This is a genomic window from Streptomyces sp. NPDC003697, assembly GCF_053587115.1.
On record NZ_JBSFNN010000050.1, the window covers coordinates 26,808 to 48,877 of the forward strand.

The 22,070-nt window shown below is 73.4% G+C and carries 21 protein-coding genes and 1 pseudogene; 6 read left to right on the forward strand and 16 right to left on the reverse strand.

Annotated features, from left to right (window positions below; genetic code table 11):
- Window positions 1–80: 80 nt before the first annotated feature.
- Window positions 81–488: a peptidoglycan-binding domain-containing protein gene (locus ACWDNY_RS20190; protein WP_451647143.1), complete on the reverse strand. Its 408-nt coding sequence runs from the start codon at window positions 486–488 to the stop codon at window positions 81–83.
- A 674-nt stretch (window positions 489–1,162) separates the two neighbouring features.
- Here ACWDNY_RS20190 and ACWDNY_RS20195 point away from each other — a divergent pair.
- Complete coding sequence (locus ACWDNY_RS20195) at window positions 1,163–2,134, forward strand: pyridoxal-phosphate dependent enzyme (protein WP_451647144.1); 972 nt, start codon at window positions 1,163–1,165, stop codon at window positions 2,132–2,134.
- 89 nt (window positions 2,135–2,223) lie between these two features.
- On the opposite strand, the gene ACWDNY_RS20200 is transcribed toward ACWDNY_RS20195, so the two are convergent.
- From ACWDNY_RS20200 to ACWDNY_RS20255, 12 genes are all read right to left on the reverse strand, one after another.
- Window positions 2,224–3,480, reverse strand: a complete 1,257-nt coding sequence (locus tag ACWDNY_RS20200) for a cytochrome P450 family protein (RefSeq protein ID WP_451647145.1) — start codon at window positions 3,478–3,480, stop codon at window positions 2,224–2,226.
- Window positions 3,477–4,700, reverse strand: coding sequence for a cytochrome P450 (locus ACWDNY_RS20205; RefSeq protein ID WP_451647146.1), 1,224 nt, complete (start codon window positions 4,698–4,700; stop codon window positions 3,477–3,479). The genes ACWDNY_RS20200 and ACWDNY_RS20205 overlap by 4 nt, the downstream gene beginning before the upstream one ends.
- Window positions 4,697–5,323, reverse strand: coding sequence for a GTP-binding protein (locus ACWDNY_RS20210; protein WP_451647147.1), 627 nt, complete (start codon window positions 5,321–5,323; stop codon window positions 4,697–4,699). Before ACWDNY_RS20210 ends, ACWDNY_RS20205 begins: the two co-directional genes overlap by 4 nt.
- The gene (locus ACWDNY_RS20215) at window positions 5,304–5,651 is read right to left on the reverse strand and encodes a DUF742 domain-containing protein (RefSeq protein ID WP_451647148.1); all 348 of its coding nucleotides are present in this window, start codon (window positions 5,649–5,651) and stop codon (window positions 5,304–5,306) included. The genes ACWDNY_RS20210 and ACWDNY_RS20215 overlap by 20 nt, the downstream gene beginning before the upstream one ends.
- Entirely contained in the window at window positions 5,648–6,052 is a 405-nt protein-coding gene (locus tag ACWDNY_RS20220) for a roadblock/LC7 domain-containing protein (RefSeq protein WP_451647149.1), read from the reverse strand. The genes ACWDNY_RS20215 and ACWDNY_RS20220 overlap by 4 nt, the downstream gene beginning before the upstream one ends.
- Window positions 6,049–7,602, reverse strand: a complete 1,554-nt coding sequence (locus ACWDNY_RS20225) for an ATP-binding protein (RefSeq protein ID WP_451647150.1) — start codon at window positions 7,600–7,602, stop codon at window positions 6,049–6,051. The genes ACWDNY_RS20220 and ACWDNY_RS20225 overlap by 4 nt, the downstream gene beginning before the upstream one ends.
- 358 nt (window positions 7,603–7,960) lie before the next feature.
- Window positions 7,961–8,431, reverse strand: coding sequence for a hypothetical protein (locus ACWDNY_RS20230; protein ID WP_451647151.1), 471 nt, complete (start codon window positions 8,429–8,431; stop codon window positions 7,961–7,963).
- Between the two features lie 45 nt (window positions 8,432–8,476).
- Window positions 8,477–8,680 carry a hypothetical protein gene (locus ACWDNY_RS20235; protein ID WP_451647152.1) on the reverse strand — a complete coding sequence of 68 codons (204 nt, stop codon included), beginning with the start codon at window positions 8,678–8,680 and terminating at the stop codon, window positions 8,477–8,479.
- 220 nt (window positions 8,681–8,900) lie between these two features.
- Entirely contained in the window at window positions 8,901–10,139 is a 1,239-nt protein-coding gene (locus tag ACWDNY_RS20240; protein ID WP_451647153.1) for a cytochrome P450, read from the reverse strand.
- Window positions 10,140–10,193: 54 nt separating this feature from the next.
- On the reverse strand, window positions 10,194–11,588 hold the full coding sequence (locus tag ACWDNY_RS20245) for an NAD(P)/FAD-dependent oxidoreductase (protein ID WP_451647154.1): 1,395 nt from the start codon (window positions 11,586–11,588) through the stop codon (window positions 10,194–10,196).
- The gene (locus tag ACWDNY_RS20250) at window positions 11,578–11,823 is read right to left on the reverse strand and encodes a ferredoxin (RefSeq protein ID WP_451647155.1); all 246 of its coding nucleotides are present in this window, start codon (window positions 11,821–11,823) and stop codon (window positions 11,578–11,580) included. The genes ACWDNY_RS20245 and ACWDNY_RS20250 overlap by 11 nt, the downstream gene beginning before the upstream one ends.
- Before the next feature lie 263 nt (window positions 11,824–12,086).
- Window positions 12,087–13,745: a multicopper oxidase family protein gene (locus tag ACWDNY_RS20255; protein ID WP_451647156.1), complete on the reverse strand. Its 1,659-nt coding sequence runs from the start codon at window positions 13,743–13,745 to the stop codon at window positions 12,087–12,089.
- 357 nt (window positions 13,746–14,102) lie between these two features.
- On the opposite strand from ACWDNY_RS20255, the gene ACWDNY_RS20260 reads away from it, so the two are divergent.
- A complete protein-coding gene (locus ACWDNY_RS20260; protein WP_451647157.1) occupies window positions 14,103–15,800 on the forward strand; it encodes a GAF domain-containing protein in 1,698 nt (565 codons plus the stop codon).
- Between the two features lie 442 nt (window positions 15,801–16,242).
- Here the strand turns inward: ACWDNY_RS20260 and ACWDNY_RS20265 are convergent, their stop codons facing one another.
- From ACWDNY_RS20265 to ACWDNY_RS20275, 3 genes are all read right to left on the reverse strand, one after another.
- A complete protein-coding gene (locus ACWDNY_RS20265) occupies window positions 16,243–16,755 on the reverse strand; it encodes a CBS domain-containing protein (protein ID WP_451647158.1) in 513 nt (170 codons plus the stop codon).
- A 25-nt stretch (window positions 16,756–16,780) separates the two neighbouring features.
- Complete coding sequence (locus ACWDNY_RS20270; protein ID WP_451647159.1) at window positions 16,781–17,428, reverse strand: CBS domain-containing protein; 648 nt, start codon at window positions 17,426–17,428, stop codon at window positions 16,781–16,783.
- Window positions 17,429–18,100: 672 nt separating this feature from the next.
- The gene (locus tag ACWDNY_RS20275; RefSeq protein WP_451647163.1) at window positions 18,101–19,081 is read right to left on the reverse strand and encodes a hydroxyacid dehydrogenase; all 981 of its coding nucleotides are present in this window, start codon (window positions 19,079–19,081) and stop codon (window positions 18,101–18,103) included.
- Window positions 19,082–19,434: 353 nt separating this feature from the next.
- Between ACWDNY_RS20275 and ACWDNY_RS20280 the strand changes: the two genes are divergently transcribed.
- The 4 genes and pseudogenes from ACWDNY_RS20280 to ACWDNY_RS20295 all read left to right on the forward strand — a co-directional run.
- Window positions 19,435–19,998 (forward strand): Dps family protein, encoded by a 564-nt coding sequence (locus ACWDNY_RS20280; protein ID WP_451647160.1) that lies wholly within the window; start codon window positions 19,435–19,437, stop codon window positions 19,996–19,998.
- Window positions 19,999–20,154: 156 nt separating this feature from the next.
- Window positions 20,155–21,204 carry a YihY/virulence factor BrkB family protein gene (locus tag ACWDNY_RS20285; protein WP_451647161.1) on the forward strand — a complete coding sequence of 350 codons (1,050 nt, stop codon included), beginning with the start codon at window positions 20,155–20,157 and terminating at the stop codon, window positions 21,202–21,204.
- On the forward strand, window positions 21,201–21,656 hold the full coding sequence (locus tag ACWDNY_RS20290; RefSeq protein ID WP_451647162.1) for a hypothetical protein: 456 nt from the start codon (window positions 21,201–21,203) through the stop codon (window positions 21,654–21,656). Before ACWDNY_RS20285 ends, ACWDNY_RS20290 begins: the two co-directional genes overlap by 4 nt.
- A gap of 172 nt (window positions 21,657–21,828) precedes the next feature.
- Window positions 21,829–22,070 (forward strand): annotated as a pseudogene (locus ACWDNY_RS20295) (RNA polymerase sigma factor SigF); the annotation flags it as partial.

Consider the following 22,070-nt stretch of genomic DNA (forward strand, 5'->3'; position numbering starts at 1 on the left):
GGCTCCAGCGAGCGGGTGAGTGCGAAAGCCGCGCGAATGCTCCCGCCTGCGGGCACCGTGGCCCATGACGGCCATGCGAGCTATATGTACATCGCCGCGTAGTACCGCAGGTTGGACCAGGTCACACTGCCGACGACACCGTCGACCGTCATCACGGTGTACCCGGACCTGTCGTTCACATAGGCCTGGAAAGCCTTCGTGGCGGACTTGGACTTGCTCCCGAAGACACCGTCGATCGTGCCGGGGTCGAACCCGACCTTCTTGAGCAGACACTGCGCCTCGATGCCCGAACTCGACATTCCGGTGGAACTGGGAATCACCGTCATACCGCTGTAATGGCCGGCGTACCCGTTGTAGCCCGACTCGGAGTAGTGGCAGGTGTAGGCCTGAGCGGTGGCGGTGCCGGCGAAGGCCGCGGGGGCGGTGACGGTGCCGGCGATCAGCGCCGCGGCGGTCAGGGCCATCGCGATGTTTCTCCGTGATGCCATGTCGTCTCCCTCGTGTGGTGATCCAGTGGCGACTGCGGGGATCACAGTGCGGCAATCACCCCTGCCGGCGCGACCGTTTGTGCCACGATTCGAGCACGTTCGAACAGGCGGCCGCGGAACCAGCAGTGCCAGGCCGGGCAGGGGGAGGATCATTGATCGAGCTCACCGTGGACGCCGTCGGGCTCGCCCGCTGCCGCTTCGCCGTCTCGCCGCTCCACGAGGTCGTCACGACGCTGCTGCCCCGGGGTGCGAGACCGGGCCCCGACGCCGATTCGTGGGCCGCTCGCGCCCGGCGCACACTCCGGCGGGCGCGACTGCCCCTGCTGTCGGAACTGGCTCGGGACGAGGGAGGCTATGTGCCCGACTTCCTCAGCCCGCATCCCCCGGGGCCCGCTCCCACGGTGGAGGAGCAGCTGGAGCGGATCCGGTGCACCCCGCCCGAACGCGTCCTGGGGCAGCCGGCGTCCTCGGCCCGGGCCGTCTTCGGTCGGCTCCGTGTACCACGACGCGGACACTCCCTCGCAGAACGCGGGGGAGCAGCGTCGCAACGACCTCGTGCGGAGGACTGACAGGATGTCCGCCCAGGACCGCCTCGCGAGGACGAGGGACACGAACGACGTGCCCGGTCCGGACGGCGGCGCGCCCGCCGGCACCGGCCAGGATGGAGAACAGGCATGACCGACACCCCGCCCGTGACCCTGGAGGACGTCCGCGACGCCGCCGCGCGCCTCCAGGGCGTGGCGCACCGGACGCCCGTCCTGCGCTCACGCACCCTGGACGCCCTGGTCGGGGCCGAAGTCCTCGTCAAGTGCGAGAACTTCCAGCGCGTCGGGGCGTTCAAGTTCCGCGGGGCCTACAACGCCGTCTCACGCCTGCCCGCGGAGCAGCTGGCCAAGGGCGTCGCCGCCTACTCCTCCGGCAACCACGCGCAGGCCGTCGCCCTGGCCGCCCGCGAGCTCGGCACCAGCGCCGTGATCCTCATGCCGGAGGACACCCCCGCCTCCAAGAAGGAGGCGACGGCCGGCTACGGAGCCGAGATCGTGACGTACGACCGCTACACCGGCGACCGGGTCGCCATCGGGGAGGCACTCGCCGCCGACCGCGGTCTCGCTCTCGTCCCGCCGTACGAGCATCCGCACGTGATCGCCGGTCAGGGGACGGCGGCCCTCGAGCTGATTGAGGAGGCCGGCGAGCTGGACGCCCTGCTCGTCCCGGCCGGGGGCGGCGGGCTGCTCGCCGGCACCGCCGTCGCCGCCAAGGGGCTCCTGCCCGGGGTGCGCGTCATCGGCGTGGAACCGGAGGACGGCGACGACACCAAGCGGTCCCTGGAGGCCGGCCGCCGGGTCTCCATCCCCGTGCCGCGCACCATCGCCGACGGTCAGGCCGCCGACACACCCGGGGAGCTGACCTTCTCCATCAACCGGCGCCTGGCGGACGCCGTCGCCCTGGTCGACGACGACCAGATCCGCGAGGCGATGCGGTTCGCCTTCGAGCGCATGAAAATAGTTGTCGAACCGAGTGGCGCGACCGCTCTGGCCGCGCTCCTCGCCCACCGGATCGACCCGGTGCCCGGCCGCGTCGGCGTCATCGTCTCCGGCGGCAACATCGGGGCCCGTCGGTTCGCCGAGCTCATCGGCGCGAGCTGACGGCTTATCGGATCCGTTCCCGCGCAGGCCGGTTGGGACCGGGGAGGGGACGTCCACGGACGTCCCCTCCCCGCGCGGTCCGGGCGGTCCTACGGGTTCAGCCGCACGGGCAGCTCGAAAAGGTCGTTCTGGGTCACCACCGGCTTGTTCCGCAGCTGCTTCGCCGCGACCGCCAGCTCCAGCCGCGGGAAGCGGGCGTACAGGGCGGGCAGCGCCACTCCGGCCTCCAGACGGGACAGGGCGGCGCCCGGGCAGACGTGCGGGCCGTGCCCGAAGGAGATGTGGCGGTTCCTCGTCTCCCGGGTGATGTCGAAGTCCCCGGCGGTGGGCCCGTGGGCCTGCTCGTCGCGGCCTATCGCACCGTAGGAGACGATCAGCGCGTCACCCTTCGGGATGACCTTGCCGGCGACCGGCACGTCGTCGGTGGCGAACCGGATCAGCACGTGCGAGGTCGGCGTCGACCAGCGCAGCGTCTCCTCGATCACCGCCGGCCAGCCGGCCTGCCCGGACAGCACGAGCGCGCGCTGGCCGGGGTGTGCGGACAGGTTGACGACCGCGTTGACGATCAGCGAGATCGTCGTCTCGTGGCCCGCCGCGACCATGAGCTGGAGCGTGGAGACGATCTCCTCGTCGGTCAGCCGGTCGCCGTCCTCGGACGCCTGGATCAGGGCGCTGGTCAGGTCGTCGCCCGGGTGCGCGCGCCTGGCCGCGACCGTCTCGCCCATGATCTGCGCCAGCTCCACGAGGGTGGCGCCGACCTCTTCGGGCGGCGTCTGCGTCGAGAAGAACTTCTCGAACAGCACCTTCAACCGGGGCAGCAGCGAGGCGTCGATGCCCATCAGCTCGGCGACCACGTACATCGGCAGCGGGTAGGCGAAGGCCGCCTTGAGATCCACGACCGCCCCGTCCGCGGGAAGGCCGTCCAGCAGCTCCTCGGTGAGCTCGCTGATCCGCTCGCGCATCCGCTCCACCCGGCGCGGGGTGAGCGCCTGGGCCACCAGGCTCCGCAGCCTGCGGTGGTCGGCGCCGTCCACGGTGAGCATGGAGCGGCCCGGGTTGGCCAGGCCGATCAGCGGCCAGTCCGGCGGTATCTCGCCACGCTGCCAGGCGCCCCACACCGAGATGTCCTTGACCAGCCGCGGATCGGTGAGCAGTGCCTTGGCCTCGGCGTGGCGGGTGACGGCCCAGACGGCGACGCCGCCCGGCAGTTCGACGGCGGCCAGCGGGCCGGCCGCGCGCAGCCGGGCGCTCTCGCCGTCCAGGTCGGTGACGAAGGGGTCGAGGACGATCGGGGTGGTGTCGACGCACGTTTCTTCGGTGCTGGTTCGTTCGGTGCCGGGCGTCATCGTGACGTGCCTCCCAGGGCAGGGGTCGGGGTGAACCGCACGGGCAACTCGGTCAGCCCCCGCAGCCAGGGCGAGGGGCGGCGGGTCAGGGCCCCGGCGGGCACCGCCAGGTCGATGTCGGGCAGCCGGTCCAGCACGACCTCGATGCCGGTTCGCGCGATCACCTCGGCGATCTCCTGGGCCGGGAACGGACAGCGGTGCTCGCCGTGGCCGAAGGAGAAGTGCGCGTGGTTCCCGCCGGTGAGCGCGGATCCGTGCGTGCGGACCTGGGGATCGGAGTTCGCGCCCTGCAGGCCGAGCAGCAGCAGGTCGCCGGCGCGGACGGCGCGATCACCCAGCCGGGTGTCGCGGGAGGCCCAGCGTCCGGCCACGTTCTGGGTGGGCGTGTCCTCCCACAGCACCTCGCTCATGGCCTCGGCCACGCTGTTGCGGCCGCCGAACAGCGAGGCCGCGAAGCGGCTGTCGGTCAGCATCAGGCGCAGCGAGTTGCCGATCCAGTCCGCCGTCGGCTGGTGACCCGCCGCCATCATCACCATCAGGTCCTGGGCGATCTCCTCGTCGCTGAAGCCGCTGACGTCGGCCAGCATCCGCGAGGCGACGTCGTCGGCCGGATGCGCCTTGCGTTCGGCGAGCAGCCGCGCCATCGACGCGGCCAGGTGCGTCTGGCCCGCGATCGCCCGCTCACGGCCGTCGATCATGTCGTTGAGCGCGGTGACGAGCCCCGGCCCCTCCTCGTCGGAGAAGCCGTAGAGCCGGGCGAGCACCCGCACCGGCAGCAGCATCGCGTAGTCGGCGACGAGGTCGGCCTCGGCCCGCAGGCACACCGCGTCGATCAGCTCGTCCGCGAAGCGCTCGGCGTGATGGCGCAGTTCGGAGGGATCGACGGCCTCCAGCGCGTCGCTGACCATCGCCGCGCGCTCGCGGTGGCGCTCGCCCACCGTGTACAGGATCGACGGCTGCTGACGGCCGATCATCGGCAGCAGCGGCCAGTCGTCGGGGATGTTCTCCCACTGGTTCCACAGACCGGAGTCCCGGCTGAACAGCACCGGGTCGCCGGTGACCTGGTGCAGCTCGCGGTAGCCGAGCACCAGCCAGGCGGGGATGCCGCCGTCGAGCAGCACCGGGGTGACGGCCCCGTGCTCCTTGCGCATCTCCCGGTACAGGCGCGCGGGTTCGGTCTGGAACCGGGGGCCGCTGAGGGGGACGGCGTCGGACGTCACACGAACTCCTGTCGGGGCAGGGCCGCCGGGGCGGCCTGGCCGGCGTACCGGTCCCGGACGTGCCGGACCAGCGTGATGAGGACCTGCTTGCTGGACTCGCGGGAGCGCGCGTCGCAGGTCAGCAGCGGCACCTGCGGGTCGAGGTCGAGGGCCGCGCGGACGTCGCCGGGGGCGTACGCGGGACCGCCGAAGTCGTTGCACGCCACGACGAAGGGCGTGCCGTGGTGTTCGAGGCGGTCGATGGCGTACCACGAGTCGTCGATGCGCCGGGTGTCGACCAGGACCACTGCGCCGAGGGTGCCGGAGAACAGCCGGTCCCACAGGAACCAGAAGCGCTCCTGGCCGGGCGCGCCGAACAGGTACAGCACGTTGCGCGCGTCGAGCGTGATGCGGCCGAAGTCGAAGGCCACGGTGGTGCCGGTCTTGCCGCGCACCTGGCTGACGTCGTCGACCGTCGCGCCCGCCTGGGTCATCGTCTCCTCGGTGTTGAGGGGACGGATCTCGCTCACCGAACGGACCAGCGTGGTCTTGCCGACGCCGAAGCCGCCGACCACCACGATCTTCAGGCCGTTGTCGGCGGAGGCACCCAGCGGGGTGCGCGCGTCAGAGATTGCGGAGTCCAACGAGCACCTGCTCCAGGATGTCGGGGTCGGGGACGGCTGCCCTGCGCGGATGGCGGGCGCTGACGCGGCCCGCCGCGAGGAGGTCGCACAGCAGGACCTTGGTGATGCTCACGGGCAGACTCAGCTCGGCGGCGATCTCGACCACGGCCGTCGGGAGCTCGGCGATGCGCAGGATGTCCGCGTGCTCCGACTGCATCCCGGGCGTGGGTCCCGACTCGGCGACGACGAGCGTCACCAGGTCGAAGGGGTTGTCGGGACCGGAACTGCTGCGCCCGCCGGTGATGGTGTAGAGGCGGTCGGGAGCGTCGTCCCTGCCGGGACGGCTCATGACGTCCGGGGCTGCGCGGTGAGGTGCTCGCCGATCTGCTCCACGAGTTCGCTCATGTTGTGCCCGACGAGCCCGGCGTCGGCGTCCTCGGCGGTGACGACCGCCAGGTGCGCGCCGTCACCTGCCTCGACGATGAACAGCACGCCTCCGTAGAACTCCGTCATAGCCGAGCGCACGCCTCCGCTGCCGTCGCCGAACTCCACGGACGCCCCGTGCGACAGCGACTGGATGCCGGCGGCGATGGCGGCGAGCTGGTCGGCCTGGTCGACGGTCAGTTCGGGGGTGCGGCACAGCTTCAGCCCGTCGCGGGACAGGACGAGAGCGTGCCGTGCGCCCGGGGTGCGCTCCAGGAGCCCCTCGATGAGCCAGGTGAGCTTCTCGTCGGCAGTGGTGCCGGTCATGAAGTGGTGTCGCCTTCCGGGTGCGCGGACGGATGAGTGGGGGTGCCGGAGGTGGTGCCCGGCTGCTCGGACGCGCTGTGTGCCTCGCGTTCCGTGCCGGGACGCGGAACCGGGGCCTGCCCGGTCGCCTGGTGCTGGGCGGAGGTGCGGACCGCCTCGCGGAAACTGCTGAAGCGGGCGGCCCTTGCCCTGGCGTCCTCGGGGACGGGAGTGGCGCGCGCCTCGGCGGAGCCGGCCGTGGACCGTGCCCGCTCGGCCTGCGCCAGGGTGCGTCCGCGGCGCCGCCTGGGCAGGCCCGCGGGGCGCTCGTCCGCGTCGTCGGCGGCCGCCTCGTGGACGGGGGCGGCGTCGAGGTGGGGTGCGCGGGCCGCCGGAGGCTGCCCGGCCGCCGGACGGGGCAGGCCCTGCGTGGGCCGCTCGGGGGCGGCCGGGCTGGTGAGAATGTCCTGCGGGATGAGCATCAGTACGCCGGTGCCGCCGCGCGCGGACGGGCGGAAGGAGACCTTCAGTCCGTACTTCCTGGCCAGCCGGCCGACCACGGACAGACCCAGCCGGGTGCCGGTGAGGCCGCCGAGCCCCGAGGTGTCGCCCGAGACGGCCTGCTCGGCCCGCCGCAGCTGCACGTCGCTCATGACCAGCCCGCTGTCCTCGACGGACACGATGACGCCGGCCGGCACCTCCTCGACGTAGACGTGGACCTCGGCCGTCGGGGGCGAGAAGTTGGCGGCGTTGTCGAGGAGTTCGGCGAGCGCGTGCATCACGCCCTCGGCCGCGTGGCCGGCGACGGCGCTCTCGCTCGTCGCGTGGACGCGCACCCGCTGGTAGCCGCTGATACGGCCCATCGCGCCGCGCAGGATCGACTCCATCGCGATGGGGCGGGCCCAGCGGCGGCCCGAGCGGGCGCCCGTGAGGACGGCGACGGAGTCGGCCAGCCGGCCGGCCTGGGCGGTGCGGTGGTCGAGGTGCAGCAGGTCCGCGAGGACGTCCTCGTCGGAGTGACGTTCCTCCATGGACCTCAGGTCAGCGAGCGTCGCGGTGGCCAGGGCCTGCAGGCGCGCCGCCGCGTTGGAGGTCGCGGAGATCGCCGTCGCGCGCTCGCGGGCGGCCTGCCGCAGCTGCTCGGTGAGACGGGCGTTGTCGCGGGCGAGGCGGTCGCTCCCGCTCTGCAGACGGTCCTTCTCCTGGGCGAGTGCGTCGGCGAACTCAGCTCGCTGCCGGGCCAGTTCGTCGATCAGACGCTGCTGCTCCCGGCGGGCCTCCTCGGCGTCCCTGGCCCGCTCCCGCGCCAGCCGGCCGGCGTCGTCGGCCGCCGCCTCCAGCCGGCGGCGTGCAACGCGGGCCGTCTGACTGGCGTGCACCGCCCAGGTGACGGCCGCACACAGCGCCAGGGCGCCGCCACCCGCGCCCCACAGGAGCGGAATCCGCATCGCCGTGGGAGCCGCGGCGACCGCCGCCGCGACCGCCGCCGCCGCGAGGACGGCGGTGAGTACGGGAAGGGGGGCGACGGTGCGGACGGTGGGTCGCTCGCCGTGATGCGTGGGCGCGGTCATCAATCGGGTCCTAGGGCGGCCGCCCTCGTCGCGGGAGGCCATCGGTCCGGTCCCGGACACACAGGTCCGGGGTTGATGGGACGTGACACGTGGGGCTCAACTCGCCGTCACTATACGAGAGTTCCTGATCAGATGGGCAACGCTTCACGGCCATCGTCAGCGACATCGCGACAATCGGGAGCAGAAACGCGCCCACCCGGCCATGAGGCGCCGGGAACCGCCCGGGTGCCGGCGTCCCGGGGGCGCCCTCCGGTGCCGCCGCGCGTTCAGAGGCCCGGGCCCGGCGGAACGCCTCAGGGCCCGTGCGGCCGTGGGGCTGCGCGGGCCCCGGGGGGCGTCGGGGTGAAGCGGGGCTGGATCAGTCCCACAGCTGGATGATCATGACGCGCTCGAAGCCGTCCGGCCTGCCGTCCGGGTAGGCCAGGCTGATGCGTGTGAAGTGCTGCAGCGAGGGGTGCTTCTTCCAGGGTTTCGGGCTGTCGAGCCGCACGACGACCTGGTACGCGTGAAACGTGCCCACCGCGCAGTACGGCACGCAGTCGTTGACCATGTTGACGCCCCTGGCCGTCGCCGAGTTCCGGCTCCAGTGCGACCAACTGAGCGATTCCAGCCGGCTGTTGCCGTCACCGCAGGCGAGGATGAAGCCGTCGGGACGCTGCCGCGGGTGCCAGAAGCAGTCGACGAGCACCGGTCGCAGGGACTGCTGCCGGGTCACGGCGCCCGGGTCCGACCCGGTCACCGCCGGCGCGGCGGTCGCCGTTCCCGTCAGCGTCGCGAGCGACGCGGCGGTACAGACCATCACCGCTGCTCTCACTGTGTGTGCACCCATGGGCGTACCGTCCTCCCGCTGACGACGAGCGAACCTGTACCGACGCTACGACCATGTCGGGGGACGCACCACTCGTGCGGCGGAGTGGGCATCCTCGTCGTCGTTCTGCGACTGGCAGGTGCTGCAGAGTTCGTGGTGACCGTCGTGGGTGATCACGGTTCCCCAGCCGAGGCACTGCTCGCAGTCGCGAGCCGGACCGAGGTCGGCGTGGGGCGGCGGGGTGGGGCTGTGACGGGCTCCGTGCGCCATAGGGGGCGGCTCCTCAGAAGTTGCAGTGGGGGTGCGTCCATTTTGTCCGATTTTCGTGAGATGTCTATCACTACTTTGGGTCATGAACGCTCCGCTTGCTGTGGCAGGCGGGTGCCGCGGACACGGGAGCCGTCGAGGCCGACGAACAGGCCACGGGCGAGTCCGGGCGGAGCCGGGAAACAGGTCACGGGCGCATCCCGCCGGCGGCGAGGACCCGGCCTCACGGGAGGATCCCGTCGACGGCGACGTTCAGATGGCGCGGGCCCCGCAGGACCGCGTTGCGCCGGTAGGGCGGCGGGTCCTCGAACAGGCGGGGACTTACGAGACGGCGGGCCAGCTCCGACAGCGCGATCTGCGCCTCCAGCCGGGCCAGCGGCGCTCCGAAGCAGCTGTGGACGCCGCCGCCGAACCCGAGGTGCTGCAGATCCTCCCGGTCGGGGTCGAAGCGGTCGGGGTCCCGGAAGCGCTCCGGGTCCCTGTTGCCCGCGGCGAGGACGAGCCAGATCCTCGAACCCTTCGGAATCGTCACCCCGTGCACCTCGATGTCGGCGATGCAGGTGCGCTGCGGCAGAAGCTGCACCGGCGGCTCGTAACGGAGCAGCTCCTCCACGACGTCGACGGCCCATCCCGGTTCCTCGCGCAGCCGCTGGAGCATGTCCGGGTGGCGCAGCAGGGTCAGCATGCCGTTGGTGATGAGGTTGACCGTCGTCTCGTGGCCGGCGATCAGCAGCAGCACCGCGGTGCTGAGCACCTCCATGACCGACATCGGACCGTCCGGCCCGTGGCTCACCGTCAGGTCCGACAGCAGGTCCTCCCCGGGTTCCCGGCCGCGCCGCTCGATCAGACCGACCAGGTACATGCCGAGCTGCATCCGCGCCTCCTGCGCGGCGCGCCCGGCGCCGGCGCCCCCTTCCCTGCGGGTGTCCGGATCCAGGCCGGCGACGATCGGGTCGACCCAGCCGCGGAAGCGCGGCTCGTCCTCGCGCGGCACTCCCAGCAGCCGGCAGATGACGGTCACGGGGAACGGATACGCGAACCCGTCGACCACGTCGATCTGCCGGGCGTCGCCGAGACCGTCGATCAGGCCGGAGACGATCCCGCTCAGTTCGCCGCGCATCGCGTCGATCCGGTGCGGCCGGTGCGGCGGGCCGAAGGAGCGGTTGGCGATCCGCCGCAGCCGGTCGTGCTCGGGAGGGTCCAGGCGGATGAAGCTCGGCGGCAGGCCCGTCTCCTGTGCCCCCGCGAGCTCGTCGTCGTCCGGCTCGGCCAGGTTCGCGGCGTCGGAGCTGATCCGCGGATCGTGGAGCAGGCTCTCGATGTCCCAGTACGAGCTGACGACGTACGGGCCGCCCTCCTCCTCGTGCAGCACCGGGGTCCGGCGGAGTTCCGTGTACAGCGGGTACGGGTTCGCGCGGTGGGCGTAGTCGGTGATCCGGTGCACAAGCGGGGCGTCCGTCATGAGGCGTCCTTCGGGCGTGGAGGTCGTGGGGCGGCGCGGGCGGGCGGCGCCCGGTCAGGCGCGGGCCGGCGTGAACACCAGGCGCCGGTCGGCCGGTGAGTAGCCGCTGAGCGTCACGGTGGGGCCGTGCGTCGGCAGGGACGGGTCGGGGAAGTCCGCCGGGACCGGCCGCCGGCCCTCCGGCCGCCGGTCCACCGTCGGGAACTCCACCGGGAACGGCGCCCCCGTCTCGATCAGCCGCTGGTAGAACTCCAGCCACCGCGCGCTGTCGAAGCTCACCGCCGCGACCACCCGCCCCTGGTAGCCGTAGACGCCGACGAACCGGCGCTCGGCGAGCGACCCCTGCGTGATCATGATGTGGTCGCCCATGGACGGCACCCCCACGGACTTGATGTTCACGCCGAACTGCGACGACCAGAACGCCGGCATCCACAGGTGCGGGCGGCGCTCCGCGCTGGGGCTGATCATGTTGTGCGCCGCCACCTCGGCCTGGGCCACCGCGTTGCCCCAGTGCTCCAGGGACAGGAACTGATAGCCGAACAGCGCGTGCGGGGACCGGGCGACGTCGCCCGCGACGTAGACGTCGTCGGTGACGATGCCCCGGAAGTCGAAGGCCCGGCATCCCGCGTCGCACGCGATGCCGCGGGGGCCGGCCCCCAGCCCGGAGCCGGCCAGCCAGTCGGTGTTGCGGATGGCGCCCAGCGACACCACCACGACGTCCGTGTCCACGACGGCGCCGTCGGACAGATGAGCGGCCCGCACCCGGCCCGCCGCGTCCCCCTCCAGCCCGGCCACCGTCACACCGGTGCGCAGGTCGACCTCGTTGTCCCGGTGCAGGTCGGCGGCCACCGCGCCGATCACCCCGCCGAGGGCGCCCACCAGGGGCGCGCCCGCCCGCTCCGCCACGGTGACCGGGACGTCCCGGTACCGGCAGGCCGACGCGATCTCCGAACCCGTGAACCCGGCGCCGATCACGAACACCCGGCGCGGTGACGCCCGCAACCGCCGGTGCAGGCGAACCGCGTCGTCCCGGGTCCGCAGCACGAACACCCCGTCGAGCTGGGCCTCCCCCTCCTGCGGCCATGGCCGTGCGCGGACACCGGTCGCGATCAGCAGCCGGTCGTAGGGCACCTCGTCGCCGTCGGCCAGCCGGACCCGCCCGGCGGTCATGTCCAGCCCGGTCGCCGCCACCCCCAGACGCCAGGTGGCGTCGATCTCCCGGCGCCTCGGCAGCTCCGTCCGGTCCGGCCGTGCCCTGCCCAGCAGGACCGCCTTGGACAGCGGCGGCCGGTCGTACGGTTCGTGAGGCTCGTCGCCGACCAGCATGAGGGAACCGGTGAAGCCCTCGGCGCGCAGCGTCTCCGCGGCCCGCAGACCGGCCAGCGAGGCCCCCACGATGACGATCCGGCCCTCCCGGCGGAGCCATGCGTGGAAGTCCTCAGGAGGCATCGGGCGTCTCCCGTGCCTGCTCCCCGGACCTGCCCCGCGGGGTGCCGGGCCCGTCGGCCGTAATGGCGCCCACCGGGCAGGCGGCGACGGCACGTGCCACCTTCTCCCGCTGTCCCGGGTCCGGCCCGGGGTTGTAGACCAGTGACTCCTCGCCGTGCATCACGAACACGTCGGGCGCGAGGAAGGCGCACTGGGCGTAACCCTGGCACCGGTTGAGATCGACGACGAGCCTCATCACCGCAGCGCCCTTCCGGGAGTCAGGTCCGCGGGGTCCCACCCCGCACCGGGCACCCGCGGACGGCGGTCGTCCCCCGGCCAGCATCGGGGACCCGCAGCGCGTCCGCGCGCCGGCACCCGCCGACGGGGTGACCGGCCGCACCGCCGCCGTACCGGGGCCCACGGCGTCACGGCGTCACGGCGTCACGGTGTTCCGGTGAACGCGGACCGCGCCGCGGCCGCAGGCGTCGGCAGACGCGGCGGCGGCCCGGCGGCCGCTCGTCACTTGCGGTAGCCGAGGATCGTCATCATGCCCGACTCGGAGTGGTACTGGTTGTGGCAGTGCAGCATCCACAACCCCGGATTGTCGGCGCGGAAGTCGATCACCAGCTTGCGGTGCGGCAGGACGATCGCGGTGTCCTTGCGGGCGCCGGACGCGTCGAGGCCGGTCATGGCGAAGGTGTGGCCGTGCAGGTGCATCGGGTGCCACATGTCGGTGGCGTTGATCAGCGTCACCCGGATCCGCTCACCCTGACGGACGGGGTGGCGCTGCTTCACCGAGTACGGCTGGTGGTCGAAGCCCCAGTCGTAGTTCTTCATGTTGCCGGTCAGCCTGATCCGCAGCTCACGGTCCGGCTCGTCCTCGCGCAGGGCCACGGACTCGTGCGGCACCAGTCGCCGGGCCGGCACGATGCGGCCGTCGAGCTCCTCCGGGCGCACCGAGGGCCCGGGAAGGTCCTCCTTGCCGCCGGTACGCAGCACCGCCACCGCCTGTCCCCGCTTGCCCTCGGCGAGGGCGACCAGTGGGAAGACCCCGTCCTGGGCGGTGACCAGTACGTCGTAGCGTTCGGCCATGCCGATGATCAGCGCGTCCGTGGTGCTGTGCTCGACCGGGTAGCCGTCCGTGTGGGTCACGGTCATCTGGTGGCCGCCCAGCGCCACGCGGAAAGGGGTCTCGGCCCCCGCGTTGATGATCCGCAGCCGGATGCGGTCGCCGGGGCGGGCCCGGAACACCGACGGAGCCTTCGGCAGCCGGCCGTTGGCCAGATAGTACGGAAAGTCGACGTGCCCGCCGTGGCTCTGCAGGATGTCGCTGCGGGAGTGCTGCAGCACGCGGGACGGGCCGCCCCGGGACCGCTTCCCGGCCGGCCCGTGCCCACCGGCCGTGCCATGGCCGGAGCCGTCGCCTCCGGCGGCCTCGCCCGGAGCCCCGCCCATGTACATGGGCGCGGGCCTGCCCTTGCGCAGCTGCACGAGCACCTCGTCCGGGGTGGAGCCGTCCACGCCGTCCAGCCAGTCGTCGAGCACGACGACCCACTCCTTGTCGTAGGACAGCGGCTCCCTGGGGTCGTCCACGATCAGCGGGGCGTACAGACCGCGGTCGAGCTGCATGCCGGAGTGGGAGTGCAGCCAGTACGTGCCCGGGTGTGCCACGGCGAAGCGGTACCGGAAGTCGGCGCCGGGCCGGATGTCGTGCTGGGTGAGACCCGGAACGCCGTCCATGTCGCAGCGCAGGCGGACGCCGTGCGAGTGCAGCGTCGTGGCTGCGGGCAGGTGGTTGGCGAGCGTCAGGTCGAGGATGTCCCCCGCGGTGACCCGGACCTCCTTGCCGGGCAGCGAGTCGCCGTACCCCCAGGACCTGACCGTCCGCCCGCCCAGGTCGAAGGAGCCCTCGGCGGCGGTCAACCGGACCTTGCGCACCGGACCCGAACCACGTTTCCGCTCGGCGGCGATCACCTCGGGGTCGAACGGGTTCACGTACCCCTTCGGGCCCTCGGGGACGAAGGGGCCGCGACCGACACCTGGGGCGGCCCTCGGGTGCGAGCGTGACCCGGCACCGGGACGCGAGGGCGAGTCGGCCCCGGAGCAGGCGGCCAGGGCTCCCGAGCCGGCGGCCGCCATCGAGGCACTGAGCAGAGTGCGCCGCGAAGGTGTGTGCATGGATGAATAACACACGTTGGGTGGTGATGTGCGCGGTAACCGGGGCGGCGCGTCTCGGGAAGACGGGTCGTGATCACCCACGCTCGGGGCGTCGGCGGGAGGGACGCGGACCCATGGCGGCCGGGCCGCCGCACGGAAGGGGAACGCCGCCTCCCCGCGCCCGGGGGGACCGCGGCGGCCGGGAACATCCGGCCGGCCCGCCGTGCGGCGGGTTTGCCGCGTTCGCGGCACCATGGTGTCGTGTTCTGTAAGGCCGTGCGGCGTGTCGTCGACATGTGACGAAGCCAGAAGGCGAGGACGGTCGCGGTGAATGACCGACCGGGCACGGGGGGCGAAGGCACCGCTCCCTGCCTGCGAATGGACGCGCTGCTCAGCGAGTTGCAGGAGCACGTCGAGCGCGTGCGCGGCCGCCGGGACCGGATGCAGACGCTGCTGGACGCGGTCGTGGCCATCGGCAGCAACCTCCGGCTGGAGGACCTGCTGCTGCGCATCGTGCAGTCCGCGGTCGATCTCGTGGACGCCCGCTACGGCGCGCTCGGCGTCCTCGGCGAGGAGGGGCGCATCAAGCAGTTCGTCACCGTCGGCATGGACGCGGAGACCATCGCGCGGATCGGCCACTACCCGGAGGGCCACGGCATCCTCGGCCTGCTGATCCGCGAGCCCCGCTCGCTGCGCCTGAACGACCTCGGTGCCCACGCGGAGGCGGTGGGCTTCCCCGCCGGGCACCCGCCCATGCGCGGCTTCCTCGGCACTCCCGTCCAGGTCGGGGACAGGATCTTCGGCAACCTGTACCTGACCGACAAGCGGGGCGGGCGGCCCTTCGACGAGGACGACGAGTCGGTGCTGCGCAGCCTGGCCGCGGCCGCCGGCGTCGCCGTCGACAACGCGCGCCTGTACGAGGAGAGCCGGCACCGCGAGCGCCGGCTGACCGCGGGCGCCGACCTGACCCGGGCACTGCTGTCCGGAGAGCCCCCCGCGCAGACGCTGCGCTCGCTGGCCGACACCGTACGGGAGATGACCGGCGCGGACCTGGTGACGCTCGCCCTGCCGGTGGGGGACAGCGGTGACCTGGTGGTGGAGACGGCCGCGGGCGAGGCGGCATCTCTGGTGCGGGGCCTGGCGCTGTCCCCGACCACGCTGGCGGCGAAGGTGTTCGCGACGGGCGAGACCATCAGCAGCGACGACCTCAGCGCAGACTCCCGGTCCTCCGGTGGCAGCGCCTCGGTCGTCCCGCTCGGCCCGGGCTTCTTCGTGCCCGTCGGCGGCCGGGAGAGGGTGCGCGGCGTCCTGCAGGTCGCCGACGCGCCGGGCAGTCCCCCTTTCAACGACACCGTCCTGGAGATGGTGCGCACGTTCGCCGACCAGGTCGCCCTGGCGCTCCAGGTGGCCGAGCACCGGCAGCACGCCGAACAGCTCGCGCTGGCGGGCGACCGCGATCGCATCGCCCGCGACCTGCACGACCTGGTCATCCAGCGTCTCTTCGCCGACGGGCTGACCCTCCAGGCCGCCCTCGGACGCGTTGCCGACCGGCCCGAGACGGTGGTGCGGATCCAGCGGGTCGTGGACGACCTGGACGACACCATCAAGGTCATCCGCACCACCATCTTCGGTCTGCGGCACCGCGACGGCCCGGACCGCGGCACCGGGCTGCGCGGCCAGCTGGTGGCCCTGGCGGACACGGCGACGCAGACGCTGGGCTTCAGCCCGGCGCTGCGCATGACCGGTCTGCTGGACACCGAGGTGCCCGCGACGCACGCCGAGCACCTCCTGGCCGTGCTGCGCGAGGCGCTCTCCAACACCGCCCGGCACGCCGACGCGGGCTCGGTCCGGATCGACGTCGACGTGCGGGACGGTGTGCTGCGGCTGGTCGTGGCCGACGACGGCTGCGGGGTCGACCCCGCCGTGACGCGGCGCAGCGGACTGGCCAACCTGCGCAGCCGGGCCGAGGAACTCGGCGGCAGCTTCGTCGTCACCCGCGGGCAGCCCTGCGGCACCGTTCTGCGCTGGAGCGTGCCGCTGCCCGCCGGGTCGCCGGGACCCGGCGACCCGGGGTGAGCCGGCCGTCCCGCACGGCCGTCCCGCACGGCCGCACCGGCCGGCTTCGCCGCCCGGGGAAACCGCTGCGGAGCGCCGGGGAAGCGCCGCGGGCCCATCCCCCTGTCGGGCGTTGCGTCGGCCGGGCGTCACGCCGGGCGGCGGTCGTCCCGGTTGGGAGTCGCGCTGGTTGGGCGCAGCGCCGGTTGGGCGTCGTGCCGGTCGGGGCCGTGCTGGTTGGGCGCAGCGCCGGTCGGGCGTCATGCCGGTCGGAGGTCGTACCGGTCGGACGAGGCCGGGCCGGAAGTCCGACGCGGTGGGCAGCACGGTCGGGGACCCACCGCGTGCCGGACCTGCGAGGACGGCGCCACGACGCGCCGAGGTGCCGTGACCGTGGCGCGTCGGCGACCCGTCAGGCGGGGGCACCGTCGCGTACCCGGCTCGACCCGTGCGGCAGCCGCGCTCAGACGCCGCTCTCGCGCCGTGCCGCCTCCGACTCCGAGGCGGCCGGGGACGGGCCGGAGGGCCGTGCGCCCGGCCGCACCGGCGCCGACGGGGGGCCGGGCGGTTCCTCCAGCACGCTCCAGGCCACCGGCCCCAGGAGGTCCGCCAGCCGCTGGAAAACGTCCAGGAGCACGTCGTCCACCGTCAGCACGCCGACCGCCCGGCCGTCGTCCACCACGGGCAGACGGCGCACCCCGCACCTGCGGAACGCGCGGTAGGCCACGTGCACGTCGTCGGACGCGCGCACCGTGACGACGTCCGGCGACATCACCGCGTCGGCCCGCGCCCCCGCGCCGGCTCCCAGCCCGCGCAGAGCGAGGTCGCGGTCGGTGATGATGCCGCGCAGCGTCCCCTCCTCGACGACCAGCACGGAACCGACGCCGTCGCCGGCCAGCCGGCCCGCCACCTCCGCCAGCGAGGTCCCGGGCGTGACGCAGACCGCCGGCGCGCTCATCATGTCGGACACCTTCATACGGCGGCTCCCTCGGCGGCGGTCCTCACCTCGGCGTCCCCGGCCCGGGGCGGGAGCCGTCGGACCCGGCCGATGCCACGACGGTGTCGTCCCGGTGGAAGCCCAGCCGGTCGACCACCTCGACGACGCCGTCGACGCCCTCACACAGCCGCACCACGACCGGCACGAGACTGCTGCTGGTCACGGTGCCGCTCAGCGTGACCGTGCCGTCATCGACCTGCACCGTCACGGCGGACGGCGGCAGGCCGAGCGTGCCGACGATGATCTCCTCCAGGATCTCCTCCTGGATCGCCCGGTCCCGGCGCAGCCACAGTTGCACCAGGTCGCTGCGGCTGATCACGCCGATCAACCGGCCCAGGCCGTCCACCACCGGCAGCCGCTTGATGTGGTGCCTCTCCATCGTCCGCGCCGCCCGGATCACGTTCCAGTCCGGCTCGGCGACGATCGCGGGGCTCGTCATCAGGTCCTCGGCCACCCTCACGGCCCCGCCGCCCGTCTGCCGGCGCATCAGGTCGGCCTCGGAGACCACACCCACGGGACGGCCGTCGTCGACGACCGGCACGGCCGTGATGTCGTACTCCTCCAGGAGCCGCACTACCTCCTTGAGCGCGGTGCCTCGCTGGACGCTCACGGCGGTCGGCGTCATCAGGTCACTCACGCTGCGGTGCCTCATCGCGCCGGCTCCTCTCGGTCGCCCTGCGGATCCCGTCCGTATGAAGCCAGGGTGTGCGCGGACCCGGCACCGCGCACAGGGCCGAACGGTCCCCGCCGGTCCCCGCGGACGGATCACCGTGCCGTCGACCGGGCCCGGCGGCTCCGCGACCGCGCCTCTCTCCGCTCCGGGACCGGCTGCCGGCGCGCCTCGCGCCAGGCCGGGCGGCAGCACGGCGCGGCAGCACGGCCCGCAACGGGTGAACCGGCCGCGCCGGCCGCCCGGGCCGGAGGTGCCGCTCTCTCCGCGAGGGGCACATGCCGAGGAGGCCGCGCACGGGCTGCCGTCCGCGGGGTCCGCGTACCGCGGCGCCGTGTCCTCGCCGCCGTGCGCCTCCGGTACTCCGGGCGGAGCCCGCGGCAGCCACGTCCGTGTCCGTCCGGTTGCGCCCCGGGCCGGAGGCGGGGCGGAATGGACTCAGGGCCTCCGTCCCGTGTTTCCCCGAGCCGGGACGGAGGTCCGCACCGCCGGCTGCCGGAACGCGCGCGGCCGGGCACGGTAGGGCGGGGCGCCGCCGGGTGCGCTCCGCCGGCCGGGACCCCGTCCGCCACCGTTGCCCGGCCGCCCGGCCCGGGGGCGGGGCCGGTGCGGGGGCTCAGCCCGCGGTCCCCGGCGGGAAGTCGAACGGCAGGATCAGGCCGTGAAGGCCAGCCTGTCCCGTAGTACGGGATGCAGAAAGCCTTCTCCGGACGCCCAGCGCGCCACCTCCGCGGCCGCCAGGCCGGCCAGGCGCCGCCACTCGTTGCCCTGGGAGCCGGCGAGGTGCGGGGTGAGCAGCACGTCGTCGCAGCTCCACAGCGGGTGCTCCGGCGGCAGCACCTCGGGGTCGGTGACGTCGAGCACGGCACGGATGCGCCCTGCGAGGACGGCGTCGGTCAGCGCACCCTGGTCGACGACCGCACCGCGGGCGGTGTTGATGAGCACCGCGCCGGCGGGCATCGCCTCGATCAGCGAGCGGTCCACCAGGCCCCGGGTCGCCGGGAGCAGCGGGGTGTGCACGCTGACGGTGTCGCACCGCGCGAACAGCTCCGGCAGCCCCACCCGGCGCACCCCCAGGCGCGCCGCCTCCTCGTCGGTGACGTACGGGTCGTACAGCAGCACGTCCACGTCGTGCGGGCGCAGCAGCTCCACGACCCGGCGCCCGACCAGCGACGCGGACACGATGCCCACGGTGCGGTGGTAGTTGCCGACGGTGCGGGGCGTGCGCGACCAGTCCTCCCGGGCACGGGAGGCACGGTAGTCGCGCGCCCGTTCCAGGACGTGCTTGCCGGTCAGCAGGATCATGCCGAGGGTGTACTCGGCCACGGGCAGGGCATTGGCGGCGGCCGCGGAGGAGACCTCCAGACCGCGCCGCCAGCACGCCTCGGTGACATGCCCGCGCACGCTGCCCGCGGTGTGCACCGCGGCCCGCAGCCGGGGCGCCGCGTCCAGCACCGCCGCGTCGAGCGGCGGACAGCCCCAGCCGGTGACCAGCAGATCGGCCTCGGCGAGCAGCGACCGGGCGCGCGGCGTGCCGAAGTCGTCCAGCGCGGGGAGCGGGGCCAGGTCGCAGACCGCCCGCAGGGTACGCAGCGACGGCGGGTCGAGGACGGCCGCGGCGGCGTCCGCGGACATGGCCGCGACCGCACGGGGCCGGCAGCCGGAAGACGGTGTCGCAGCGTTCACGGGGGTCTCCTCGCTCGGTCGTCGTGCACGCCCCCGAGCTTGGCGCCGAGCGGGACGCTGGACGTGCGCACCTCACAGGCGCCCCACGCGTGTCGCGCGTCACTGGCCCGAACGGTCCCTGATCATCGGGGAGCGTGTCTGCCGACGGTATCTCGGGGCACCAGTGCTAGGGCCTGTCCGACAATTCCCGTCGTCGCCCGCAGGGCGGCCGCACGCCGAGGGAGCGTGCATGGCGTCGCGCGGCAGACGGGTGTCAGACAGGCCCCAGGGCCAGCGATGCAACACGGAAGGTATGAGAACTCATGGCACAGGACCTCACTCCGCAGTACACCGTTCCCGGCATCGAACTGGAGGCCGCCGGCCGGCTCATCGGAGTGCTCCGTACGCGCCTGCACGCACTGAACGACCTGCACCTCACGCTCAAGCACGTGCACTGGAACGTCGTGGGCCCCCACTTCATCGCCGTCCACGAGATGATCGATCCCCAGGTCGACCGAGTGCGTGAGATGGCCGACGACGTCGCCGAACGCATCGCCGCGCTCGGTGGCGTGGCCCAGGGCACGCCCGGCGCGCTCGTCAGCGAGCGGACCTGGCAGGACTACTCCATCGGCCGGGCCGACGCCATCGCCCACCTGGGCGCCCTGGACCTGGTCTACACGGGTGTGATCACGGATGTCCGTGCGGCCGTCAAGGAGGCCGGCGAGGTCGACCCGGCCACGGAGGACCTGCTCATCGAGCAGCTGCGTGACCTCGAGCAGTTCCAGTGGTTCGTCCGGGCACACCTGGAGAGCGCGGGCGGCAAGCTGGCCACGTCCGGTGTCTCGACCGAGACGGACGCCGCCTCGCGCGGCGCCGAACTCGGCTGACCCCCGCCCCGCCCCCCGGTCCCCGGCCCACGGGGGGACACCGCCGGGAGCGAGGCGCGGCAGCGGACGGTGACGCCGTCCGCTGCCGTCATCACGTGGCGGCCGTGTCGGCCGCCCGAACGCCGGCCACGACGTCGAGGGCCGAGGTGGAGGAGCATGTCCGCTGAGCCGCACGCCGTGTCCGGCGGCCGTACACGCCGGCCGAGGCACCCGGCCGGTCACCGCCCGGCCACGCCCGCCGCGTGGTGGCCCGCCCTCCGCCGCACCCCGGCGTCCATGTGGCGCGACGACATCTCCGACTATGCCGCCGCCCTCACCTACTACGCCATCCTCGCCGTGCTGCCCGCGCTGCTGGTCACGGTGATCTCCTTCGGCCTCGTCAGCCCGGGCACGGCGAGAAACTTCATAGCCCACGTCACCGCCTACGCGCCCGCCGAGTCGGGGTCCTCCCTGCACGAACTGCTGGCCCGGATGCTGAGGCCGAGTTCGGCGGCCTGGACCGTGCTGTTCGTGGGCGCGGCGAGCGCCCTGTGGTCGGCCTCCAGCTACCTGGCCGTCTTCCGCCGCGCCCTGCACCGCATGCACCACACCGAGGACCGGCGGTCTGCCTGGCGCACGGCCCACCGCATCGTGCTGACCGCGCTCGCGCTGCTGGGTCTGCTCGCGCTCAGCGCGCTCCTGCTGCTCGTGACCGGCCCCGTCGCCGAGAGCGCGGGCCGCCTCCTCGGTCTCGACACCACCGTGACCTGGGCCTGGAGCCTGCTGCGCTGGCCGATGCTGCTGTGCCTGGTGGCCCTGCTCGTCGTCGTCCTGTTCCGCACCGGACCGCCCGCCGCCCGCCGCCGCGCGCACAGCCTGCCGGGCGGGCTCCTGGCGGCGGCCCTGTGGCTGACCGTGTCGGCGGGCTTCGCCTTCTACGCGTCCGTCTTCAGCGCCTACAGCCGGCTCTACGGCTCCCTCGCCGGCGTCGTCGTCTTCCTGATCTGGCTGTGGCTGTCGAACCTCGCCCTGCTGTCCGGGGCCCAGTTCACGGCCGAACTGACCGAAGCACCCTCGCACCGGCCGCCCCCGGCGGCCGCCCACCGTCCGCCCGCGGACCAGGGTCCGCCCCGGGGTCCGGCATCCGGCCGGGCGTCGTCCCCCGAAGACAGCAGTGCCACCGCAGCCGACGCACCGCAGCCGACGCAGGAGAGCCCTAGGACATGAGTGATCGACGAGACGGCCCGGACGAGGCCCACCGGCGGCCGGCCGGTGTCACGGACACCACCGTCGAGGCGCTCGGCGCCCTGTCGAAGGCGCTGGAGACCACCGAGCGGGCCCGAGGCCATCTGTACTCCTTCCACCAGCTCACCGGCACCGCCGACTTCGAACTGGACCGCGCGGTGGACCTGCTGCGCCGGGCCGGGCACCACGAGTGGGCCGAGCGGGTCGAACGGGAGGTGCTGGGCCGCAACGTCATCCCCGGCCACTGGACCTTCCAGATCGTCGAGGCCTACAACACCACCTACTACGAGCCGTTCAGGGACCTCGAGTCCGCCGCTCTGAGCGACCTCGCCGAGGGCAAGGACCACCTGTACGAGGCGGAGCTGAAGGAGGGCCGCCGCACCAGCGGGCACCCCGACCACACGGCACGCCCGGACACCGGACCCATGCCGTGAGACGGCACGGGGGACGCCGGGCCGTCTCACGGGACGCCGGCGGCGGATGTGTCGCACGCCACGCGCGGCGGGTGCGAAGCGGGGGGTGTGCACCCCGGAAACAGGGGTAGGCGGCCCTTCGTCGGGCACTGTGGCGGACACGGTGACGTGAACATACAGGGAGGGGCACAGCATGACGGCGATGACGACGGCGAGGACGGACGCGGAAGCAACCCGGTTGCCGGAGGTCGCCGATCCCTCGAAGGTGGCTCCGCGGGACGCGCGGGAGCTGAGCCGGGTGTTCTTCGATCAGCTGGCGGTGCTGGAGGAGGGGACGCCCGAGTACCAGTACGCGCGCAACACGCTGATCGAGATGAACATGTCGCTGGTGCGGTTCGCGGCGGCGCGGTTCCGCAGTCGTGGGCCGGAGGAGAT